Source organism: Hyphomicrobiales bacterium (assembly GCA_017642935.1).
Lineage (GTDB): Bacteria > Pseudomonadota > Alphaproteobacteria > Rhizobiales > MH13 > MH13.
The window spans coordinates 271,556-293,591 of sequence record JAEPOK010000003.1 but is presented as its reverse complement, the minus strand read 5'-3'; the positions used below and the strand labels follow the sequence as shown (position 1 = coordinate 293,591).

The following is a 22,036-nucleotide window of genomic DNA, read 5'->3' as shown; positions in this document are numbered from 1 at the left end:
TCTCCATGTCCGACCGCCCCTCTTCTCTGACCTATGATCAACTGATCGAATGCGCCGAAGGCAAAATGTTCGGCCCCGGCAATGCGCAACTGCCCGCGCCGCCGATGCTCATGTTTGATCGCATCACCTCGATCAGTGAAGAAGGCGGCGCCAACGATAAGGGTCATGTTCTCGCCGAGTTGGACGTGAACCCCGACCTTTGGTTCTTCAAATGCCACTTTATCGGTGATCCGGTGATGCCGGGTTGTCTGGGCCTGGATGCGCTGTGGCAACTGACTGGCTTTTACCTGGGTTGGCTTGGCGAAAAGGGCCGCGGTCGTGCTTTAGGCGTGGGCGAGGTAAAGTTCACCGGCCAGGTTCAACCCAGCGTCAAAACGGTTGAGTATGGCGTCGACATGAAGCGGGTGATGCGCTCACGGCTAAAGCTTGCCATTGCCGATGGCTGGGTGAAAGCTGACGGAGAGACCATCTTCACTGTGCAGGGTATGCGCGTGGGTCTTTTTGAAGATGAGGCCAGCTAACCCTAGCTGCCTGACCAAGCGGGTATCCGCGTTCAAGATTTGAGGAGATCGCCATGCGGCGTGTCGTCGTCACCGGGATGGGCATTGTGTCCTCCATTGGCAACACCACCGATGAGGTGCTCGAAAGCCTGCGCACAGCCAAATCGGGCATCGATACCGCCCAGGACTATGTCGATCTTGGCTTCCGCTGCCAGGTGCACGGCATGCCGACGGTCGATGTCGAAAGCTTGGTGGATCGCCGCAACATGCGCTTCCATGGCGGCGGCACAGCCTGGAACCACATAGCTATGGATCAGGCGATTGCCGATGCTGGTCTTGCGCCTGAAGAGGTCTCCAACCCGCGCACCGGCATCATCATGGGTTCCGGCGGGCCTTCGACCAAAGTGATCGTGGAATCGGCTGATATCACCCGCGAAAAAGGGCCTAAACGCGTCGGCCCGTTCGCCGTGCCCAAAGCGATGTCCTCCACCGCCTCGGCAACACTTGCGACTTTCTTCAAAATCAAGGGCGTCAACTACTCCATCTCATCGGCTTGCTCGACCTCGGCCCACTGCATTGGCAATGCGATGGAAATGATCCAGTGGGGCAAGCAGGACCGCGTGTTTGCTGGCGGCTGTGAAGATCTCGACTGGACGCTCTCGGTCCTGTTCGATGCGATGGGCGCCATGTCGTCCAAGTTCAACGACACGCCCTCGCGCGCCTCGCGGGCCTATGACAAGGATCGCGACGGCTTTGTGATTGCCGGTGGCGCTGGCGTGCTGGTGCTCGAAGACTATGAAACCGCCAAGGCGCGTGGCGCCAAAATCTACGCTGAGTTGATCGGTTATGGCGCGACGTCCGATGGCCACGACATGGTGGCGCCGTCGGGCGAAGGGGCTGTGCGCTGCATGCGTCAAGCGCTGGAAACCGTCGATATGCCCATCGACTACATCAACCCGCACGGCACCTCGACGCCGGTGGGCGATGTCACCGAGGCCAAGGCCATTCGCGAGGTCTTTGGGTCCAACGTACCGACGATCTCGGCCACCAAATCGCTGACTGGTCACTCGCTTGGGGCGACGGGCGTGCAGGAAGCGATCTACTCGCTGTTGATGATGAACAATGATTTCATCTGCGAGAGCGCCCATATCGACGAACTCGATCCCGATGTCGCCGATCTGCCGATTGCGCTCGAACGCCAGGACAAGAAAGTCGCCGTGGCGCTTTCCAACTCCTTCGGGTTTGGCGGCACCAACTGCACGCTCGTTTTCAAGCACCCTGACGCGTAAGCCGGAGTATCTGTCATGACACAGCTTATGGCTGGCAAGCGCGGCCTCATCATGGGCGTCGCCAACAATCACTCGATTGCCTGGGGCATCGCCAAGATGCTGGCCGACCATGGCGCGGAACTGGCCTTCACCCATCAGGGGCCGTCGATGGAACGACGGGTGCGCCCATTGGCTGAAAGTGTCGGGTCATCGATCGTCATGGATTGCGATGTGGAAGACATCGCGTCGGTGGATGCAGCTTTCGACACGTTGAAGTCAGAGTGGGGCAGCATCGATTTCTTCGTCCACGCTGTGGCGTTTTCCGACAAGAACGAATTGACGGGTCGCTTCGCGGACACGAGCCGCGAAAACTTCAACCGCACCATGACGATCTCGTGCTTCTCGTTTGTCGAAACGGCGAAGCGCGCCGCAGATCTGATGACCGATGGTGGGTCGATGGTCACGCTCACCTATGATGGCTCGCAGCGTGTCATGCCCAACTACAACGTCATGGGCGTCGCCAAGGCGGCTCTGGAAGCCTCTGTGCGATATCTCGCCACCGATTTCGGTCGGGACGCGATCCGCGTCAATGCCATCTCTGCTGGCCCGATGCGCACGTTGGCTGGCGCTGGCGTTGCCGATGCCCGGTTGATGTTCAACTTCCAGAAACAGCACGCCCCTCTTGGCCGCACTGTGACACTGGATGAGGTGGGCGGTGCAGGCATTTACCTGCTTTCTGATCTTGGAAGCGGCGTGACAGGCGAAGTTCACTATGTGGATTCTGGCTACAACACCATTTCCATGCCCCGCCTCGAAGCGCTGAAGACCTTGCCCACGGCTGAGTAAAGCGTTTTGCGTTTAATTTGACGCAGTCTTATTGCAAATCGCGTTCGACCGAAGAGAGAGGCAGCGAATTGCAATTCAAGTCAAACGCGAAACGCTCTGCGACCGTGCGCCTGCTGATCATCGGCTATGGCTATTCTTCCAAAGCCATCCATGCCGCGCTTGATGGCGATCTTGAGAGCCTGACGGTCACGCGTCGAACGCCGGAAAAAGCCGAACGCTTGCGAGCAAACGGCCTGGACGCCGTTCTGTTCGACGGCAACCAGCGCAGTCCTGATCTGGACCAAGCGTTGGCGTCTGCGACTCACCTCATCATGTCGGCCGCACCGGGCGAGGCAGGTGACCCGCTTCTGACGACGCGCGACCTAGCAATCGCCGCCAATCTGCAATGGGCGGGGTATCTTTCCACCGTCGGCGTTTATGGCAATCATGACGGCGCGTGGGTCGATGAAGACACACCGACCAATCCGCAAAGCAAGCGCTCCAAACAGCGCGTTGCCGCCGAAGAGTCTTGGCTGGCGCTGGGTGCGTCTGCCGGAATCAAGGTTGGTGTTTTTCGTTTGGCCGGGATCTACGGGCCTGGGCGATCGGCGCTGGATAAGGTGCGTGACGGCACCGCCCGCCGCATCGTCAAACCCGACCAGGTGTTCAACCGCATCCATGTCGACGATATCGGACGCGTTGTCGCTGCGGCGGCCAAGCAAGATGCAGGCGGCGTTTTCAACGTTACCGACGATGAGCCTGGCCCACCGCAAGATGTGATTGCGCACGCCGCCGAGCTTCTAGGGGTGGAGCCACCGCCGGAGGTCGTTTTTGACGAGGCTGACCTATCGCCGATGGGACGGTCCTTCTATGGCGAGAACAAGCGTGTCTCCAACGCCAAGATCAAACAGGCCTTTGGACCGATGCTTTACCCGACCTATCGTGAAGGATTGGCGGCGTTGCGGTCCTAAGTGTCATCCCGGCTCGTACGCGAGCGTTCGTGCGGGATGACGGGTACCGTCACTCCAACACTTTCTGCATCAGCACCAAATCAAGCCAGCTGTCGAACTTGCGTCCCACCTGCCTCAGGTGCCCAACCTGCTCGTACCCATGCTTGGTATGCAAAGCGAGGGAGGCCTCATTGCTCGCCTCAAGACCGCCGACCAGCACATGCACGCCCTGTTCGCGCGCATGGGCCTCAAGAGCTTCCATCAGCCGACTGGCGATCCCGCGCCCACGCTGCGCCGCATCAACATAGACCGACAGCTCGCGACTGTGCTTGTACCCATCATTGGGGCGAAACGGGCCGTAGGTCGCGTAGCCAACGCAGACGCCGCCATGGTCGGCGACGAGCACCGGGAAATCCTGACGGACCCGTTCCAGCCACCAGACGCGGCGACCCTCCAGATCACTGAGATGCTCGTTCCAGATGGCGGTCGTGTTGGCGACGGCGTCATTGTAGATTGCAAGAATGGCCGGCAGGTCGGCCTCGATGGCCGGTCGGACAGTGATCTCAGACATCGTTTCCCATCGCCCAGGCGCATGGTCTTCGCAAGAGACAGCTTGGGCTCGACGCGAAAACGGGCTGCCATCCACGCACTCGTCACAACATGACCTAACGTAAAAAGGGTAGTTTTTCAGTCGCTTAGATCGGATGGGGTCAGAGCATTAGCATGTTCTTTACGTGTCGTTACGTATACCAGAGCTTCTGCTGCCATTGCCCATCCCGGAGCCACCTGTTTGGTCCTTGCCTCACCATCGATGTCTGCTGCAACCAGCCGGCCCGAGCCATCGCGCTGGGTCTACCGACTTGCGATCTGCGCCATGCTGGCCGTTTTCGTGGCTAGCCTTGGCGCCGTCGCCTCGCGACCGGCTGAGGGCGCGTCCTTTGCCGTCATCGTTCCGCCGAGCCTGGGGCAATCGGGACTGATGCAAGTGGTGGCCGCTGCCGATGGCGTTCTGGTGCGCCAGAGCCGCTATCCCTGGTTGGCCGTCGCGGCGCCACGCAACGCGCAGGCGCCATCCGACTTCCGCGCAGCGCTTCGCGGCGCCGGCGCACTGTTCCTCCTCCATCCGGCGCTTTTGGCCGGCTGTTTTAATCAACCCTTTTCCAACGCCATCACGAGACCAAACCCATGAACGATTCCTCCCCCCTTGCCATCGGGAGCGGTGATGCTCTGGCTCGACTGCGTGCGCAGTTTGCCCGCGTTCTCATCCCTCTGATCTGGTTGAACGCTGGCCTCATCGCCGTGTCGGTCCTTTTCGTGACCGATCAAGCGCCGCTGTTTCTCATCCCAGCAGCGATTGTGCTGGCCGCAGCAACCACCGCTTCCTGGTGGAAATACGGTGCGGCGCAACTGACCCGTGACCTGTCGGCCATCGCAGTGATGGCGCAGGTGGCCTTCCTGGTCATGGCTTTCTCCGGTCATGCCTACCAGGTCGACATGCACATGTATTTCTTTGCCAGCCTGGCAATTCTGGCAGCGTGGTGCGACTGGCGTCCCATTGTCATTGGGGCGGCGATCACCGCTGTGCATCACCTCTCGTTCAATTTCCTTCTGCCGTTTGCGGTTTTTCCTGACGGTATGAGCTTCGCCCGAGTCCTCATTCACGCGGTGATCTTGATCGCGCAAACGGCAGCGTTGGTGTTCCTCACCCACGCGTTGGAAGCTGCGCTGCGGGCCTCAAGAGTGGCGGTCGATGAAGCCAACGAAGCGCAAGGCAAAGCAGCAGCCTTGTCGTCTGACTTGAATGATCGCGCCGAAGAAGAACGCGCGCTGCGCGAGCGGTCCGCCGCCGTGATCAATCAATTGCAGGAGCGCGCCTCGGCGGTCATCTCCAATCTGCGTGCAACGGCTGAGCAATTGGGCGGCGCGGCTCAATCGGTTGGCCACAAGACGCAGTCGAGCAAAGGTCGCGCCGTGGAGATCACGGCCAATGCCGGCCAAGCAGCTGACCGCATTGCATCGGTTGCGGCAACAACGGTGGAACTGGATCAGTCCATCGCTGAGATCTCGACACGGCTCAACGCTTCGCGCGAACGCTCGCAATCCGGCGCGCAAAGCGCGGAAACGGCGATGGTCACCGTGCGGTCTCTGGTCGAGCGTGCTGATGCCATTCACCGCGTGATCGAGCTGATCTCCGACATCGCCGAGCAAACCAACCTGCTGGCGCTCAACGCCACAATTGAAGCCGCACGCGCTGGCGAGGCCGGCCGCGGGTTTGCCGTCGTTGCCTCGGAGGTCAAATCTCTGGCCGAACAAACCGGCAGGGCCACCGAAGAGATTTCCGGCCAAATTGCCGGGATTCAGGAGGCATCGTCCGGCGCTGCCGACGGGCTTGGCGGCATTCACGAGGTCATCGGCGAAATCAACGAAACGCTCGCCGATCTGGCCTCCGTGGTCAGCCAGCAATCCTCAGCCACCAACGAAATCGCCTCCAGCATGGATGGTGCCTCGGACAACGCCAAGGGCGTCTCGGGCGAACTTGGTGGGGTGGTCACAGCGGTTGAGGCGATCGAAGAGGAGATGGGTCAGGTTGAACAGGGCGCGGGTTCTCTGCTCGAACAAGCCGAGACCTTGCTGGCAGAGATCGAGGACGCCCGCCAAAAACTGGCTGCCTAGTCCCGAACGGACTGGCCCGAAGACGATCAAGGCGCTAAGCGAGGGTTAGTTCCCCTCACTTAGTGCCTCGCCGTGTCATCCAGCCACCATCTCCGTCTTGAAGGTCTCGATCTTGCCCGGTTCCTAGCTCTGGTCGGCATGGTGATCGTCAACTTTAAGATCGCCATGGGTGTGCCAGACCAAAGCACAGACTGGGCCGGTGCCATTGGCGGGAGCTTGGAAGGACGGGCCGCGGCCACCTTCGTTGTCCTGGCCGGCATTGGATTGGGCCTGGCCTACCAACGCGCAGCCGGACAGCCGCTGGTCGCCATTACCTTGCGACGGTCGGCCTTTCTGATGGTGATCGGCCTTCTCAACAGCCTGATCTTCGATGCCGACATCCTGCATTATTACGCGGTCTATTTCGCGCTTGGTGTTTTCTGCCTGCCCTTGCCGCGCCGATGGCTCGCGGCTCTTATCGCCGTCTTGATCATCGGATTTTTGGTGCTGGTCTTCGTGCTCGACTATGATGCGGGTTGGAACTGGCAGACGCTGACTTATTCTGGGTTTTGGACGCCAGACGGGTTTGTTCGAAACCTCCTTTTCAACGGTTGGCATCCGGTTATCCCTTGGCTTGCCTTTCTGCTTTTCGGCATTCTGCTCGCAAAGAGCGACCTGTCGAAGCCACGAACCCAACGCCTTCTGATAGCTGGCGGCTTGGCGGTCTGGTTGGCTGCCGAGGCGTTGTCTTGGACGTTGCAATCACGTCTGACTGGCGAATGGTTTGAGCTTTTCGACCTGGTCGGCACGAGCCCAGTGCCGCCGGCTCCTCTCTACATGCTGGCCGGCGGTGGGTTCGCATCGGCTGTGATCGGGCTTTGCTTGGTTTTAGCCGCACCGCTCAAAGCAATCGGTGTTCTTGATGCGGTCACGCCCGCCGGCCGCCAGACCCTCACGCTCTATATCGCCCATATCCTGCTCGGCATGGGCACCTTGGAGGCGCTGGGAATGCTCGGCGGCCAAAGCGCCGAGGCAGCGTTCGCCGCTGCCGTGCTTTTTTGCCTAGGCGCCGCGATGTTTGCTTGGATGTGGTCCAGGCGTTGGAAGCGCGGCCCGATGGAAATGCTGATGCGCCGTTTGGCCGGGTAGGGGCCACGGCTCGGAGCCACTGCCCACAAAGCAGGCGCCGGCGCCTGCAATTGCGCTTTGACGCGGCCTGTTCGGCGCGGCATCTTGAGCCGGTTCAAGGGCACAGGAGTGAATGATGAGCATCGCAAAGGTCGATACGGGCAATGGCCCACGGGCATTTTTTGAATCCGGCCTGGAGGCTAAACCGACGCCTTTCGAGGCGATCCCGTTGATCGACTTCGGCCCGATGCTCTCCGACGACCCTGCCGAGCGCGCAAAAGTCGGCGCAGCCGTCCGCAAAGCCTGCACCGAGGTTGGGTTTTTCTACGCCCTCAATCATGGTGTGCCGCAGCCTGTGATCGACGCCACGTTCCAGGCGGCCCATCGGTTCTTCGCGCTGCCGGACGAGACCAAGCGCGCGATCAGCGTGGAGAACTCCGACAACAATCGCGGCTACACGCCGCTGCTTGGCGAAAACACCGACCCGACCGCCAAGGGCGACGTACACGAGGCCTTTGATTTTGGGCTGGAAATGGAGCCTGGCGATCCTGATCTGGAAAAAGGTCTGTTCGGTTATGCGCCCAACCAGTGGCCCGATGCCAGCCTGGAGGGCATCGAGGATTTTCGCAATGCGCTGCTCACCTATCATGGTGCGGCACTGGCGTTTGGCGCGCGCATTTTCCAGGCCTTCGCTTTGGCGCTGGAACTGCCGGAGGACTATTTCGCCCCGAAGATCACCAAGCCTTTGGCCGTGATGCGCGTCCTGCATTACCCGCCGCAAGAGGGAAAGATCGACGAAAAGCAGATCGGCATCGGCGCGCACTCAGACTATGAGTGCTTCACGATCCTTTGCACAGACGAGAAGGCGGCTTTGCAGGTGCTCAACGCAGCCGGGCAATGGATCGAGGCGCCACCTGTGGAAGGCGCGTTCATCGTCAATGTCGGCGACATGATGGAACGTTGGACCAACGATTATTTCAAATCGACGATCCACCGGGCGATCAACCGGTCGGGTAAACAGCGTTATTCCATCCCGCTGTTTCTTGGCACCAACCCCGATGTTGAGATCGCAGTGCTCGATAGCTGTCAGTCAGCCAGCAACCCACCGCGCTATGAGCCAATCCAGGCCGGCGCTTATGTCGAGCAGCGCATCACGGAGACGTACGCGCACCGGCAGGAAGATTGACCCTCGCGCCAAGTGGTCGTCGCTTGCGACGGAGCGGGCGCGACAAGGAAAATGGATATCCGAAACGATCAGGCCGCAGGACCGGAGCGTAGCGCAAGGAAATTGGATATCCGGAGCTCAGCCTAGCTCACCCTCGGGTCAAGCCCGAGGACGATTGTTTGACTGGGGCTAGGCTGCGGCGTGATGCAGCCTGTCATAAAGCCAGGGATTGCCACGGCCGACATCGCCCAACGCTTTGGCTCCGGCCAGCACTGCCAGATCGACCAGCGGTTCCAGGATGATGACGGTCATATACGCGACACCAAAGGTGCCGACGGCTGAAAGGTTTTCCGCGCCAAAACCCTGACCATAGAAGGCCCAGAACGCCACCCAGGCCACGACACCCCCTTGATACATGGCCGACAGCGCCAGCACGTCGCGATAGCGCAGATCAACATAGGCTGTACCGGCGGGAATGATCCGCTTGGCGAGCATGGCCACGGCCCAGAGCGGCACGATGAGCGTGGTCACGTTCATGGCATATTGTGGCAAATCGGCTGGCGCGAACAGCACCCCCTGCGCCAGCAGGCCAAGCGCCAGGCCAATCGCAGCAGGCCCAGCTCCAAACACCAGATAGAGCGTCGCCCCGAGGATCAGGTGCACTTCTGACACGCCGACGGGATGTTTGAAGAACATTTCAAAAAAGATGAAAACGGCGACGGTCGAAAGCGCCGCACGCAGGCCAAACGACATCAGCCCATCCTTGCGAATTGTGTCCCACGCCATTTTGGCAGCAAGGCCAGTGGCGCCGGCGGCGGTAGCGAAGGAAAGAACGATCTTGGCGCCGTCCACGACGCCCGGTTCGATATGCATGAGAAGTCTCCCAGATAGCGCACCCATCGTGCGCGGGTCACAGTCGATGCTCAGGCAGGTCTCCTGGCTCGCGATCATCGTCCCATCCCACCTTCCCAGACCGTTTGGCCCAGTGGCGCTGAGGATGAGGCTCACGCTTACAGTTGCGTGGGCAGCTGCGGCCAAAGCCCCCTGTTTGGGTCGGCTTGTCCCGCATTCCCTTTTCACCCGACCGACCATGCGCTCGCATCGCCGTTCAGGCACCTGAACAAGAATGAGTGTAAACCCCGCCATGGACGGCGGCAAACTAAGAATGATGCGGCACCATCATCCCTTTGCCGGATGCAGGGGTGGTGCTATAGGCGGGCGATGAACCAAACCGCCCTAGCCCCCCACACTGATACCGCCGATGACACGGTGGAAATCAGCCATATCCGCAACTTCTCCATCGTCGCCCATATCGACCATGGCAAGTCGACGCTTGCTGACCGTCTGATCCAGATGACCGGCGGTCTGACCGAGCGCGAAATGAAGGAGCAAATCCTCGATTCGATGGATATCGAGCGCGAGCGCGGCATCACCATCAAAGCCCAGACGGTCCGGCTTCTTTATAAGGCCAAGGACGGCGAGACCTACACGCTGAACCTGATCGACACGCCGGGCCATGTGGACTTTGCCTATGAGGTGAACCGCTCGCTGGCCGCGTGCGAAGGCTCGCTGCTCGTGGTCGATGCCTCCCAGGGCGTGGAAGCGCAAACGCTGGCCAATGTCTACCAGGCGATCGAGAACGATCATGAGATCGTGCCGGTCCTCAACAAGGTTGATCTGCCCGCCGCCGAGCCGGAACGGGTGCAACAGCAGATTGAAGACGTCATCGGCCTGGATGCCACCGATGCGGTGATGATTTCGGCCAAAACCGGCCTTGGCGTTGATGATGTGCTCGAAGCCATCGTCACCCGCCTGCCAGCGCCCAAAGGCAATCCCAATGCAACGCTCAAAGCCATGCTGGTCGACAGCTGGTACGACGCCTATCTCGGCGTCGTCGTGCTCGTGCGCGTCATCGACGGCAAGTTGAAAAAAGGCCAGAAGGTGCGCATGATGGGCACCGGCGCGACCTACGACGTTGACCGGGTTGGGGTCATCACGCCGAAGCTGGCAACGCTCAATGAACTGGGCCCGGGCGAGATCGGGTTCATGACCGCCTCGATCAAGGAGGTTGCCGATACCCGCGTCGGCGACACGATCACCGACGAGAAAAAGCCAACGGCCAACATGCTTCCGGGCTTTAAACCGGCGCAGCCGGTGGTGTTCTGCGGCCTCTTCCCCATCGATGCGGCGGACTTTGAAGATCTGCGCGCGGCGATGGGCAAATTGCGGCTCAACGATGCAAGCTTCTCCTTTGAGATGGAAAGCTCGGCAGCGCTTGGCTTTGGTTTCCGCTGTGGGTTCCTCGGTCTTTTGCACCTGGAAATCATCCAGGAGCGGCTGGAGCGCGAGTTCAATCTCGATCTGATCGCAACGGCACCCTCGGTGGTCTACGAGCTGCAAATGCGGCAGGGCGCCAATGATGAGGGCGAGCCGGAGGTTATGGAGCTGCATAACCCCGCCGACATGCCCGACGTGATGAAGATCGAGGAAATCCGCGAGCCCTGGATCACCGCGACCATTCTGACCCCGGATGACTATCTGGGCGCGATCCTAAAACTCTGTCAGGAGCGCCGCGGCGTTCAGAAAGAGCTGTCCTATGTCGGTGCGCGAGCCATGCTGGTCTACAATCTGCCGCTCAATGAGGTGGTGTTTGATTTCTACGACCGGCTGAAGTCGATCTCCAAAGGCTATGCGAGTTTCGACTATCAGATCACCGGCTATGAGGCGGGTGACCTGGTGAAGATGCAGATCCTGGTGAATTCCGAGCCGGTGGATGCGCTGTCGATCCTCGTACACCGTAGCCAAGCTGAATATCGTGGTCGGGCGATGTGCGAGAAACTGAAGGATCTGATCCCGCAGCACATGTTCGTGATACCAATCCAGGCAGCGATTGGCGGCAAGATTATCGCCCGCGAGACCATCCGCGCCCTGCGCAAGGATGTGACGGCCAAATGCTATGGTGGCGACGTCACGCGTAAGCGTAAGCTTCTGGAAAAGCAGAAGGCGGGTAAGAAAAAGATGCGCCAGTTCGGTAAGGTCGATATCCCGCAGGAAGCCTTCATCAAGGCCCTGAAAATGGACAGCTAAGCCCGTGGCCGAGCTGTTCTACGTGATCATGCTCGGCTTTTTCCTCACGCACGAGCTTGATGCCATGCAGCGTCATGAATGGCGTATATTGCCACTGACCTCTTTCCTGCCTGAAGAGACCGGTCGCCAAACCTTTGTTTGGATGCATGTGCCGTTGTTCGCCGTGCTCTTCTACTTCGGCGCTGGCGATCCGACGAGCAGCGTCGCGACAGGTCTGTCAGCCTTTGCCATCATCCATGTTGGCCTGCATTGGTTGTTTCGCAATCACCCCAAGAACGAGTTCAACAACCCTGTGTCTTGGGCGTTGATACTTGGCGCCGGGCTTGGTGGCGCTGGACATCTGGCCGTGTCTCAGCTCGCGATCTAGCCGTTAGCTCAAGATCGCGTCGGCCGCGCGCAACCCGCTCAGATAAGCGCCATGGACATTGCCGTGATAATCAAAGTCGGTGTGTTCACCTGCGAAATGCAGCGGACTTACGGGTTCGGCGAAGCGGTTGAAATCATCGGGTGTCGCGCCGACCTTAGCGAACGAGTAGGCGCCTAGGGCGAACGGATCGCGGGACCATGCGGTTTTGAGAATGCCCATTGGCTCAGGGATGTTGGTGCCGAACACGCCGCGCAATACCTGCATCATGTCAGCGCTTGCCTCGTCGTCACTCATCGCATCGGCAACCGTCGCGTAGGAGCCCAGGCTGACACCCATCATCAGCGGCACATCGGAATAGGTCATGGCGTTCAGAAAACAGTTCCAGCGGCCCATCGGCTCGGTGGTCACGCCAAAGTACTGGACGTCCAGCGGCCAGAAGGGTCGCTCGAACCGCAGCGCCAGTTTGGTCACTTGGCCCATGCCGAGCCTTTCGATGGATTGCTGGTAGGGAGTCGGCAGCGGCGGATCAAACGTCACGCGTCCAGCTTTCAACACGCCGATGGGCAGGGTGCAGACGACGTGCTTGGCCTGAAACGAACCGCTCGATGTGGTGATGGAGACGCCGTTGGAATCGTAGGCAATGCTCAGCACTCTCTCGCCAAACCGGATGTCTAACCCGCGCCCCAGTTGCGTGAGGATGCGATCATAGCCGGCAGGCAGGATAACATCGGCGCCGCTGAAACTTTCATCCTCGTCCCACATTGCGGCAGAGATAGCGTCGATGGGGCCGCCGGTCAGAAACTCAAGATAGGCGGAGAGCATCCACCGCATCAGCGGATCGTCGAGCTCGCCCGCACCCAAGCGCGCAATCGCTTCGGACATCGCCATGTCGGTCTCCACGACATCGTCGATGGTTGCGGCCAGGCGGGCCAAGCGCGCTTCGCCGGCCACCACATTTGCGTCGGGAACCAAGGCGCCATCCGCGCGATGAACGATCAAACTGTCATCGTCAGTGACGAAGGTCTCCAACCCGGCGTTGCGCGCGAGAGCTGAGATAGGATTGCCGCGCGGTCCGTGAATCCAACCGGCACCGAGCTCGACGGGCAGCCCAAGCGAGCGGTCGGTATGGATGCGCCCGCCAATGCGGTCAGAAGCCTCCAAAATCGCGACCGATCTGCCGGCATCAGCGAGCGTACGCGCAGCGGCCAGCCCGGCTGTCCCTGCGCCGACGACCAACACGTCGGGCTCGGACGCGGACCGGGCAGCGTTGGGTACCAGCGTCGCCGCCAGCCCAAGCTTCAGCGCATCCCGTCTAGTCGGCGAGCGAAACCTCATGCGACGGCCTTCAGCGCATAGTCCGGTGAACCGGACCAGGTGAACGTCCAACTGGCGCCGGGCCTAACGTTCTGAACGATGTGCGGATCGAAGGCGACAAAACAGCGTCCGCCGGGTTTTCGCACCGAGGGATAGAGCAACCCGCGATAACCCTCGGCGCGCAGGTCGCGCGCCAGCGCTTGCCCGGCTGGATACCCAGCTGTTGGGTCCTCGTGCAGTGCATCGGCGTGGGACGCTTTGGTGATACGCGGGAACGTGCCGACGAAATCAGCAAGCAGTTCCACATAGCGCGCTTTATCCTCATAGACGCCGATGAAGCTCAGCTCGCGTGTCCGGTGGTAGCCAACTTCGGCGGCGGATGTCTGAAGGTCATAGGCGCAATACCAGGCACCGCGACTGTCATCGTTGAAACGGTTGCCACCGGCGCGCGTGTAGGTGAAAGCGGCGTTGATGTGGGTCTGGCCGTAGAGCCGCAGATCCCCGTCGCGCCGTGCAAAGGCCAGCTCGCGCCGGTCAAGAGCCGGCGAGCCTTCGCGTTCCACCTTCAACCGCTGATTGGTCAGCCCTTCCAGCTCGGCCAGAATGGCCGCCTCCTCATCGCTATCGACAAGGCCGCGCAACACCGGTGGCTTGTGGTAGGTCGCAGGGATCAGCCGAACCAGTGCGCGGTCGTTGATCGTGACGAGCTTCAAGCGCCGCCCCGCAGCGCATCGACATAGGTCCGTATTGCGATAATCGTCGGCAGCCCGCCCTCAATCATTCGGTCCAACGGGCGCTGTCCGTCAAACAACGGCCCGGTGTTCTCAAGCTTGACCCAGCGCTCTGAAAGCGGAGGGTCGAAATAGAGCGCCAGTGCCTTATAAAGGCCGATAAGGGCGCTGAGCCGCAGCGTCTGATCGCGGGTCAGGTCGCCGGAAAACTGGCCGGATTTGATCCGCTTCCACGTCGATTCCGACACATCAAGAAGCTGCGCGGCTTCGCGCAGAGTCAGCCGCCATTGCGCCGCAAGGCGGCTGTAGGCCTTCAGCCCAACCGATTGCCTGTCGGTTGGCGAAACGTGAACATCTGCAAGGGCCACTGTGCATCTCCTTGCATCCAATATAGTCCATATGGACATCTAAACAAGATCAAAAGGACTAGATCATGCCGGATCTTAGCAACCAAACAGCCCTTATCACCGGCGCCAGCCGTGGTATCGGCGCTGCCACCGCCCATGAGCTTGCCCGTTTGGGCGCCAATGTGGTGCTTGCGGCACGCTCCACCGGCGACATCGAAAAGCACGCTGCCGAGATAAACGCGGCGGGCGGCAAGGCCTTGGCGGTCGCCTGCGACGTTGCCGACTATGGCCAGGTAGAGGCCGCAATGAGCGCTGCAAACGATGCTTTCGGGCCGGTGACGATCTTGGTCAACAATGCCGGCATCATCGATCCCATCGGCCGCATGGACGATCTCGATCCAGCCGATTGGGGCAAGGTCATCGATATCAACGTCAAGGGTGTCTACCATTGCGCGCGGGCCGTGCTACCGGCCATGCAGGGCGCCGGCGGTGGCACCATCGTCAATATCTCGTCCGGCGCGGCGACCAACGCGCTGGAAGGGTGGAGCCATTACTGCTCGTCCAAGGCGGCCGTGCTGATGCTGACGCGCTGTCTGCACAAGGAATATGCCGACAAGGGCGTGCGCGCGGTTGGCCTTTCGCCGGGCACGGTCGCTACCGAAATGCAGGTGCAGATCAAAGCCTCGGGCATCAATCCCGTCAGTCAGCTGGACTTTGATGTGCACATTCCGCCCGAATGGCCGGCCAAAGCGATTGCTTGGCTTTGCACGGCCGATGCCGATCCGCATTTGGGCGGTGATGTGTCGCTGCGCGATGACGCCATCAGAAAATCAGTGGGTTTGATCTAGGCGGCAGACTCATGGCCCATCACGCGTTTGTGCACACACTTTGAGCATGGCGCACGTTTGAGCCATCTTGTCGCAGGGCGCGATTCGTGGCACAAGATCACCCACTACCTTGCGGTACGGGAGACGTCATCGACGCACATGTCGATGGGGCCGAAGAAGCAACCTCCCCGGAATCTTTCAGGCGAAAGGACCGTATCGCGACAAGGCAATCTGGAGAGTGATCATCTGCGGGTGATCCACCGAAGGAGCAACGCCGCTCATCATCGCATCGGATCGCACGATGCGGGCCCACAACAGGGGATGAAGCGACGAAACTCTCAGGTTCGAGGACAGATGGGGACCGTTCGGCGCAACGGACTAGCGCCAGGCGGTCACTCACGTCCTGAACCTTAGGAGGCCTTGCTTGATGAACGCACCCACCACCTCAGACCAGCTAAAAAATGCCACGACGCTCGCCGGTAACGTCCCCTGCGTGCTGTCCAAATCCGGCGCGCGCAGCGTTGCCGTCATCGGCGCTGGAATCACCGGCGTCACTGTAGCCTATGCGCTGGCCAAACGCGGCCTGCAGGTGACGGTGTTTGATCGCCACCGCTATCCGGCCATGGAAACCAGCTTCGCCAATGGTGGTCAGCTTTCGGCCTCCAACGCCGAAGTTTGGAATCATCCCTCGAACATCATCAAGGGCATCAAATGGATGTTCGCGGCCGATGCGCCGCTGCTCTTCAACATGACGCCGAGCTGGCACAAATACTCGTGGGTCGCCGAGTTCATGGCGGCTATGCGCAACTATGAGGCCAACACGGTGCGCTCCGCCGAGATCGGCATCCTGGCGCGCAAGAACCTGTTTGACTGGGCTGCGGCCGAGGGCATCGACTTCAATCATGAGAAGCGTGGCATTCTGCACATCTACAAGACCGACAAGGCCACCAAGCATGCGCGTGGCGTGAACGCGCTGCTTGATCGGGCTGGGCTGGATCGCCGTGAGATCTCGGTGGATGAGGCCAAGCAGATAGAGCCTAACCTATCCGGTGACTTCAAAGGCGCGTTTTTCACGCCGTCTGACACCACCGGCGACATTCACAAGTTCACCGTCGGCCTGGCTGAAGCGGCCAAGCGGATGGGCGTGCGCTTTGAACAGGATGTCGATGTTGAGCGGGTGTCAGCCGGCAACGGCATCGCCGTGCGCTACGCCAAGGATGGTGAGACTTCAACCGAACGGTTCGACCAGATTGTCGTGGCCGCCGGCGTTGGCTCTCGGGCCTTCGGCGCGCAGCTTGGCGACCGCGTGAATGTCTATCCGGTCAAGGGCTATTCGATCACTGTGGAGCTGAAAGATGAGGCGGCCCAGGCGGCTGCGCCTTGGATGAACTTTGTCGATGACGACGCAAAGATCGTCACCTCCCGCCTTGGCAAGGACCGGTTCCGTGTTGCCGGCACTGCCGAGTTCAATGGCTTCAACCGCGACATTCGCGCCGACCGCATTCGTCCGCTGGTGGAGTGGTGTCACGCGCTGTTCCCGAACATGCCCACCGAGCACGTTGTGCCTTGGGCCGGCTTGCGCCCAATGATGCCGGACATGATGCCGCGCCTGAAAAAGGGCAAAGCGCCAGGCGTGCACTACCATTGCGGCCACGGCCATCTTGGCTGGACCATGTCGGCCGGCACGGCCGAAATGGTGGCCGAGAACGTGCTGCAGGAAGTCCTTGCCTAGTCCCCAATCCTAAACAAACGGCCTGGACGCTCGCTGAAGCGCCCAGGCCAGACTGAAGGCAGGTACAGGGAAGGACCAACATCCAGTCATTCCGGGAGGATGAGCGCTTGCGGCTAGCGCAGCATGTGCGAGCGGCTGATCCGTCTAAGCTCTTCGCCGGCGCTTTCGTGCAACGGCAGATTGGAGGCGCGCAGAACATCGCCGCGCGTCACGCCCATATCGCAGAGCATATGGTCATCAAGTTCCAGCATCTCACGGATGCCGCGCCGATACTGGACACGTGCATAGAGGTCTTCCGCCGCGAACCACACTGATGTGACAGCATGGGCTGCGGCACTGAGAGCGTTGTGCACGAAAGCGCCCAAGCTCAAGGGGGCATTGGTGGTGTGTCGAACGGTCATTGTTGTCTCCATTGAACAGACTTTGGGCCGGTGAGGGGATCGGCCCGGTGTCAGTGAGGAGGCTTCGCGAAAGTCTCAAGATGGACAATGCGCTTCGATCATGTTTCAATCAAACGAATAGTTTTGAACGTAACTGTCAGAAAATATTGAAGAGCATTTTGGTCAGGGATCTCCGCTCATGAACATCTCCACCACCGTGCAGCCCGGCCCGCTTTTGGAGCTGGACCTACTTCGGACCTTGGTCGCGATCGCCGAAACCGGCAATTTTTCCGCTGCGGCCGATCGCTTGGGGCGAACGCCGTCCGCGGTTTCCATGCAGGTCAAGAAGATGGAAGAGATCGTTGGCGCCACACTCTTTGTGCGTGACAGCCGCTCGGTCAGCTTGACCCGTGATGGCGAAGCGCTGCTTCAGCATGGCCGCCGGCTGCTGGCGCTGAACCGGGAAATGATGGCGCGCTTTGTTGAACCCAACTTGGTCGGCGAGGTCCATCTGGGGGCACCCGACGATGTGGTGGAACGGTTTCTTCCAAGCATGCTCTGTCGATTCGCCGAGACCTTCCCGGGTATTCTTCTCAGCGTGACGGTCGACGGTACCTCTCGTCTGATTGACGGCGTGGAACGTGGCGAACTGGATCTGGCTGTTGTCACCTGCGAATCTGGATTTAAGACCGATGGCATCGCTGAAGTTGTCCATCGAGAACCGTTGGTGTGGGCGTGTCTGGCCGGCGGTGTCGCTGTCGAACAGCGCCCGCTTCCTGTCTCGATGTGGGAGGAAGGATGCCTTTGGCGCAAAGGTTCGCTGGAGGCGCTGGACCGCAGTGGCTGGGATTATCGGATCGCCTTTCAGAGCTCCAACATTTCCGGGCAGCGCGCTGCCGTCCTGGCCGATCTGGCGATTGCGCCTCTCTCTCGCTCGCACATCACAGGTCGGATCGTTGAAGCAAAAGCGGCCTGCGGGCTGCCCTCCTTGCCCGATTGCGCGCTTGGCTTGATGGTGCGGGAAGACGCCTCGCCCCCGGTTGAAGCCGCCGCCGCGCAGGTGCGTGAATGTTTCGCGTCCTATGCGCAATAGGGTCAGTCGCCGTGCCGTGCTCGCTGGAGTGGGCGCCACATTGATTGCTAGCCGTGCCAAGCCGTCCCAGGCCATGGGGCCTGGCGTGACGCGTCCGCCTGGGTTCTATGTGCCCGATGAAGCGCTGCGCCACGAGCGCACGTTCATGCAATGGCCGGTGAGCCGGCAGGTCCATCCGGAGCGCGATTTTCTCGACCATTTACAGGACACCATTGCGCGCATCGCCAATGCGATCGTCGATTTTGAGCCGGTTGTCGTGCTGATGGCCCACGAGCATGAACGCGCCACTCGTCGTCTGTTGTCCGACCAGGTGGAGATTTGGCCAATCCCGACAGAAGACCTTTGGGCACGCGATTCCGGCCCGCTTTTTGTGGTCGATGGGCAGGGCGGCCTGGCGATCCGCCAATTGAACTTCAACGGCTGGGGCGGCAAGCAGATACACACGGAAGACGGTCAGATCGCTGCGCGCGTCGCAGACCGCATGGGCCTGCCGTTGCTCGATAACGGATTGATCGGCGAGCCGGGCGGCGTTGAAACCGATGGCGAGGCGACGCTCATCGCCCATGAAAGTTCTTGGGTGAACCCAAACCGCAATCGCCAATCGAAAGCTGAAGTCGCCGCCTTGCTCAAAGAGGCCTATGGCGCGGTGGAATTGATCTGGGCGCCGGGTATCGCCGGTGAAGACATCACCGACTATCACATTGACAGCCTCGCGCGTTTCACCGCGCCAGGCGAAGTCATCATCCAATTGCCCGCCGAATACGATCCTGACGACCTATGGAACGAAGCCGCGCACGAGACCTTCGACGTGCTTGCAGGGGCCAATGACGCCGCCGGCCGACCGCTCAACCTTACCGTCATTGTCGAACCGCAGCGTGTGCGCGTCCGCTCGGATGATTTCGTCGCCTCCTACGTGAACTATTATGTGTGCAACGGCGCGATAATCGCCGCGCAGTTCGGCGACCGCGACACCGATATGGAAGCTGAAAACGCGCTTGCCCGCGCCTACCCAGGGCGAGAGATCGTCATGCTCAATGTCGATGCGCTTGGTGAAGTGGGTGGCGGCATCCACTGCGCAACGCGCGAACAGCCCGCCGTGTGACGGGCTGCTGCATCTGCGGGGCAAGCGTGGTTAGCTGTCGCTGGTGAGCAGTTGCATTTGGAGGCTGGTTCGATTGCGAACGTCTGCCAGCCGGTCGCGTGCGTTCTCGACGGCGAGACGCGCAAGCAGAAAATCTTCACGAATGAGTCGGATATCGCGGCGCAAAATCCGATTTTCTCCGCGCGGGACGCTGACATCCGCCTCAGGCCGCCGACGCGTTGCCGCCTCGATGACTTGGAGATTTGACGTGAGTTCGGTCTCTTTGTTCCTCAATCGGCTTTCCAGATTGCGCACTTCTTGTTCGGCCTCGGCAACCTCTTGCTCGGCGACATGGACATCCCGGCCAAGCGCATTGGCCTGCTGAAAATCGGCCGCCAACTCAGCGGGACATACGCTCGCGTCACCGCGTCCCGATGACCCAAGGCTAAATCCATTCTGCGCCGTGCAATAGGTCCGCAACCCAACATCACGACCGGCGAAATATGCCGCTTCATCGACTACAGCGGATGTGTTGCGGCAGGCATAGCGATGGTCATCGAGCCGCGAAGCGTGATGTCCGTATTGGCCATCACCCACGCCGAGCTGGTGCCAATCGCCGGCGACGCACTGCTCTTCAGTTAGAGTGGCGCATCCGGCGAGAAACAGAAGCCCAGCGAAACTGGAGAGAAGGAGGAGAATAGGGTTACGCATATTAGTTCGTCCAATGGGAGTTGTTGTTGGCACCGATCGGATAGCGACCCAAACCTGTACCGAACATGAACGAACCAACACCGGCCCTTACGGATTGTTGACGTATGGTGACCCGGCAAGTTTCATCACTCGCCGACCAAGGATTGCAATTGCCAGCTGGTGCGCTCTTGTACATCGCGGAAGGCGCTTCGGGCGCGGCTCACATCGAGCCGCACATCGTAAAGGTCCGCGCGCAGATCATCGGCCTCATTGCGCAAGATCCATAACACTTGCTCGGCATGGCGGATGGCGTCACGCCCTTCAGCGGCGTTCGCGCGCGCCTGTGCCTCTTCGATTTCTTTCTGCTTCTCGTCCAAGCGGGATTGAAGATCTCGCACACGCCGTTCAGCCTCGTCGATATCCTGCTCCGCACGATGCACCTGCTCGCCCAACACATAGCCTTGCAAGAAGCTGACCTCGCTGGCGACAGGGCATACATTGCCATAAGCATCACCGTTGGCCGCCACCCGATAGCCGGAGACCGGCGTGCAGTAGGATTGAAGGCCGATGTTGCGGCCGGCTTGATAGGCATCTTCATCAATGATGGCCGGCGTATCGCGGCAGGCGCGGCGGTGATCGTCCAACCTTGAGAGCAGGTGCCCCTGCTGCCCGTCCTGCAACCCGATCTGGTACCAGTCCCCGCGCAGACATTCTTCACGGCTCAGCGTGGCGCAGCCGACGAGCGCAAACAAAAGACCCAGACAAGCCAGAGCCAGCAGCCATTTCCGATCGCAAAGGGCATTGATCATGGCATCGGCCTTTCGCGCGTTCGGCTTCTTCCGTCGTGCAAGCAGCGGTTCAGCCTGCTGCCCTCTCGACGGATCCCGCAAATATGGTCCATGCTTCGGCGCGGGGCCAAGAAAAGGGAAGTGATTCCGTGTCGATCCGACCTTCACGGCGCGCATTCAGAGCCTCTTTGGTGGCCACTTTGGCAGCCGTGCTAAGCACCGGCCTTGCGTTTGCGCAAACTGTTCCCAACCCGACAGCGCGTCCGGACCGGGCGCCTGAAGCGGTTCTTCCGGTGCCCGTCACCGACACCACTCCCGCCCGCCAACTGTTTGGTCGTGAACCGACACCAGCGCCGTTGGCCGCGCGTTCCATCGGTGGCTACGCGCGCGGTTGTCTGGCCGGCGCGGTTCCGCTTGCGGTCGATGGTCCAGCCTGGCAGGCGATGCGCCTGTCGCGCAACCGCAATTGGGGCCATCCTGCTTTGGTGGAATATTTGCAGGAGCTTGCCGTTGCTGGCCGTGACGAGGGTTGGAACGGGCTTTTGGTCGGCGATATGAGCCAGCCGCGCGGCGGCCCCATGCTGACCGGTCACCGGTCCCATCAGATCGGTTTGGATGCCGACATCTGGCTCACACCAATGCCGGACCGGACCCTGTCACGGCAGGAGAGGGAAGAGATCTCGGCCATTTCCATGCTGCAGGATGGCACGCGCACCATCAGCAACGAGCGGTGGAGCGAGAACCATGCGCGCATCATACGCCGCGCGGCCAGCGATGACCGCGTCGCCCGCATCTTTGTCCATCCGGCGATCAAAGAGCAGCTTTGCACCTGGGAGAGCCCAACCGCCGACCGGTCATGGCTGCGACGGGTGCGCCCCTGGTACGGCCATCACTATCATTTTCATATTCGGCTCGCCTGTCCGGATGGCATGGTGGGGTGCCAAAACCAAAACCCGCCGCCTGCTGGCGACGGGTGTGGTGAAGAGCTGGCCTGGTGGCTTGGGCCTGAGCCTTGGCAGCCAAGCGACACGCCGGCCCGGCCGCGCCCGGAAACGATGCTTTCCGATTTGCCGGCCGCGTGTAGCCAGGTACTTGTTGCGAACTAGAGCGC

General features: G+C 60.6%; 23 protein-coding genes and 2 riboswitches. Of the genes, 15 read left to right on the top strand and 8 right to left on the bottom strand.

The features are described from left to right. Positions 1 to 5 precede the first annotated feature (5 nt). From fabA to JJ917_17630, 4 genes are all read left to right on the top strand, one after another. On the top strand, positions 6 to 521 hold the full coding sequence (gene fabA, locus JJ917_17645) for a bifunctional 3-hydroxydecanoyl-ACP dehydratase/trans-2-decenoyl-ACP isomerase (protein MBO6700655.1): 516 nt from the start codon (positions 6 to 8) through the stop codon (positions 519 to 521). Positions 522 to 574: 53 nt separating this feature from the next. Next, on the top strand, positions 575 to 1,789 hold the full coding sequence (gene fabB, locus JJ917_17640) for a beta-ketoacyl-ACP synthase I (GenBank protein ID MBO6700654.1): 1,215 nt from the start codon (positions 575 to 577) through the stop codon (positions 1,787 to 1,789). Between the two features lie 15 nt (positions 1,790 to 1,804). Further along, positions 1,805 to 2,614 (top strand): enoyl-ACP reductase FabI, encoded by an 810-nt coding sequence (gene fabI / locus JJ917_17635; GenBank protein ID MBO6700653.1) that lies wholly within the window; start codon positions 1,805 to 1,807, stop codon positions 2,612 to 2,614. Between the two features lie 104 nt (positions 2,615 to 2,718). Continuing rightward, positions 2,719 to 3,564, top strand: a complete 846-nt coding sequence (locus JJ917_17630) for an SDR family oxidoreductase (GenBank protein MBO6700652.1) — start codon at positions 2,719 to 2,721, stop codon at positions 3,562 to 3,564. A 49-nt stretch (positions 3,565 to 3,613) separates the two neighbouring features. Here JJ917_17630 and JJ917_17625 read toward each other — a convergent pair whose 3' ends face one another. Continuing rightward, on the bottom strand, positions 3,614 to 4,114 hold the full coding sequence (locus JJ917_17625) for an N-acetyltransferase (protein MBO6700651.1): 501 nt from the start codon (positions 4,112 to 4,114) through the stop codon (positions 3,614 to 3,616). A gap of 240 nt (positions 4,115 to 4,354) precedes the next feature. On the opposite strand from JJ917_17625, the gene JJ917_17620 reads away from it, so the two are divergent. The 4 genes from JJ917_17620 to JJ917_17605 all read left to right on the top strand — a co-directional run bounded on the left by JJ917_17620 (position 4,355) and on the right by JJ917_17605 (position 8,509). Continuing rightward, a complete protein-coding gene (locus tag JJ917_17620; GenBank protein ID MBO6700650.1) occupies positions 4,355 to 4,732 on the top strand; it encodes a hypothetical protein in 378 nt (125 codons plus the stop codon). Next, positions 4,729 to 6,216 carry a hypothetical protein gene (locus JJ917_17615; GenBank protein ID MBO6700649.1) on the top strand — a complete coding sequence of 496 codons (1,488 nt, stop codon included), beginning with the start codon at positions 4,729 to 4,731 and terminating at the stop codon, positions 6,214 to 6,216. The genes JJ917_17620 and JJ917_17615 overlap by 4 nt, the downstream gene beginning before the upstream one ends. 72 nt (positions 6,217 to 6,288) lie before the next feature. Then, a complete protein-coding gene (locus JJ917_17610; protein MBO6700648.1) occupies positions 6,289 to 7,344 on the top strand; it encodes a DUF418 domain-containing protein in 1,056 nt (351 codons plus the stop codon). Between the two features lie 115 nt (positions 7,345 to 7,459). Beyond that, entirely contained in the window at positions 7,460 to 8,509 is a 1,050-nt protein-coding gene (locus JJ917_17605) for an isopenicillin N synthase family oxygenase (protein ID MBO6700647.1), read from the top strand. Between the two features lie 168 nt (positions 8,510 to 8,677). Here JJ917_17605 and JJ917_17600 read toward each other — a convergent pair whose 3' ends face one another. Then, positions 8,678 to 9,361 (bottom strand): energy-coupling factor ABC transporter permease, encoded by a 684-nt coding sequence (locus JJ917_17600; GenBank protein ID MBO6700646.1) that lies wholly within the window; start codon positions 9,359 to 9,361, stop codon positions 8,678 to 8,680. Between the two features lie 35 nt (positions 9,362 to 9,396). Next, positions 9,397 to 9,623, bottom strand: a riboswitch (cobalamin riboswitch). A gap of 86 nt (positions 9,624 to 9,709) precedes the next feature. Between JJ917_17600 and lepA the strand changes: the two genes are divergently transcribed. Both lepA and JJ917_17590 read left to right on the top strand, forming a co-directional pair. Next, on the top strand, positions 9,710 to 11,575 hold the full coding sequence (lepA, locus tag JJ917_17595; GenBank protein ID MBO6700645.1) for an elongation factor 4: 1,866 nt from the start codon (positions 9,710 to 9,712) through the stop codon (positions 11,573 to 11,575). Between the two features lie 4 nt (positions 11,576 to 11,579). Next, the gene (locus JJ917_17590; protein MBO6700644.1) at positions 11,580 to 11,942 is read left to right on the top strand and encodes a hypothetical protein; all 363 of its coding nucleotides are present in this window, start codon (positions 11,580 to 11,582) and stop codon (positions 11,940 to 11,942) included. Positions 11,943 to 11,945: 3 nt separating this feature from the next. On the opposite strand, the gene JJ917_17585 is transcribed toward JJ917_17590, so the two are convergent. From JJ917_17585 to JJ917_17575, 3 genes are read right to left on the bottom strand one after another with little or no spacing between them, the layout of a single operon-like run. Beyond that, on the bottom strand, positions 11,946 to 13,277 hold the full coding sequence (locus JJ917_17585; protein MBO6700643.1) for an FAD-dependent oxidoreductase: 1,332 nt from the start codon (positions 13,275 to 13,277) through the stop codon (positions 11,946 to 11,948). Beyond that, the gene (locus tag JJ917_17580; GenBank protein ID MBO6700642.1) at positions 13,274 to 13,969 is read right to left on the bottom strand and encodes an RES family NAD+ phosphorylase; all 696 of its coding nucleotides are present in this window, start codon (positions 13,967 to 13,969) and stop codon (positions 13,274 to 13,276) included. Before JJ917_17580 ends, JJ917_17585 begins: the two co-directional genes overlap by 4 nt. Then, positions 13,966 to 14,355: a DUF2384 domain-containing protein gene (locus JJ917_17575; GenBank protein ID MBO6700641.1), complete on the bottom strand. Its 390-nt coding sequence runs from the start codon at positions 14,353 to 14,355 to the stop codon at positions 13,966 to 13,968. Before JJ917_17575 ends, JJ917_17580 begins: the two co-directional genes overlap by 4 nt. Positions 14,356 to 14,417: 62 nt before the next feature. On the opposite strand from JJ917_17575, the gene JJ917_17570 reads away from it, so the two are divergent. Both JJ917_17570 and JJ917_17565 read left to right on the top strand, forming a co-directional pair. Next, positions 14,418 to 15,182 carry an SDR family oxidoreductase gene (locus JJ917_17570; protein ID MBO6700640.1) on the top strand — a complete coding sequence of 255 codons (765 nt, stop codon included), beginning with the start codon at positions 14,418 to 14,420 and terminating at the stop codon, positions 15,180 to 15,182. Positions 15,183 to 15,382: 200 nt separating this feature from the next. Further along, a riboswitch (glycine riboswitch) is annotated at positions 15,383 to 15,525 on the top strand. 63 nt (positions 15,526 to 15,588) lie between these two features. Continuing rightward, positions 15,589 to 16,893 carry a D-amino acid dehydrogenase gene (locus tag JJ917_17565; GenBank protein ID MBO6700639.1) on the top strand — a complete coding sequence of 435 codons (1,305 nt, stop codon included), beginning with the start codon at positions 15,589 to 15,591 and terminating at the stop codon, positions 16,891 to 16,893. 113 nt (positions 16,894 to 17,006) lie between these two features. Here JJ917_17565 and JJ917_17560 read toward each other — a convergent pair whose 3' ends face one another. Then, positions 17,007 to 17,294, bottom strand: a complete 288-nt coding sequence (locus JJ917_17560; protein ID MBO6700638.1) for a DUF1127 domain-containing protein — start codon at positions 17,292 to 17,294, stop codon at positions 17,007 to 17,009. A 178-nt stretch (positions 17,295 to 17,472) separates the two neighbouring features. Between JJ917_17560 and JJ917_17555 the strand changes: the two genes are divergently transcribed. Continuing rightward, a complete protein-coding gene (locus JJ917_17555) occupies positions 17,473 to 18,366 on the top strand; it encodes a LysR family transcriptional regulator (protein ID MBO6700637.1) in 894 nt (297 codons plus the stop codon). Between the two features lie 73 nt (positions 18,367 to 18,439). Further along, positions 18,440 to 19,468 carry an agmatine deiminase family protein gene (locus JJ917_17550; protein MBO6700636.1) on the top strand — a complete coding sequence of 343 codons (1,029 nt, stop codon included), beginning with the start codon at positions 18,440 to 18,442 and terminating at the stop codon, positions 19,466 to 19,468. A gap of 30 nt (positions 19,469 to 19,498) precedes the next feature. Here the strand turns inward: JJ917_17550 and JJ917_17545 are convergent, their stop codons facing one another. Next, the gene (locus JJ917_17545) at positions 19,499 to 20,158 is read right to left on the bottom strand and encodes a DUF2799 domain-containing protein (GenBank protein ID MBO6700635.1); all 660 of its coding nucleotides are present in this window, start codon (positions 20,156 to 20,158) and stop codon (positions 19,499 to 19,501) included. A gap of 125 nt (positions 20,159 to 20,283) precedes the next feature. Beyond that, positions 20,284 to 20,946 (bottom strand): DUF2799 domain-containing protein, encoded by a 663-nt coding sequence (locus JJ917_17540; protein MBO6700634.1) that lies wholly within the window; start codon positions 20,944 to 20,946, stop codon positions 20,284 to 20,286. A gap of 83 nt (positions 20,947 to 21,029) precedes the next feature. Between JJ917_17540 and mepA the strand changes: the two genes are divergently transcribed. Further along, positions 21,030 to 22,031: a penicillin-insensitive murein endopeptidase gene (gene mepA, locus JJ917_17535; protein MBO6700633.1), complete on the top strand. Its 1,002-nt coding sequence runs from the start codon at positions 21,030 to 21,032 to the stop codon at positions 22,029 to 22,031. The last annotated feature ends 5 nt before the right edge of the window (positions 22,032 to 22,036 follow it).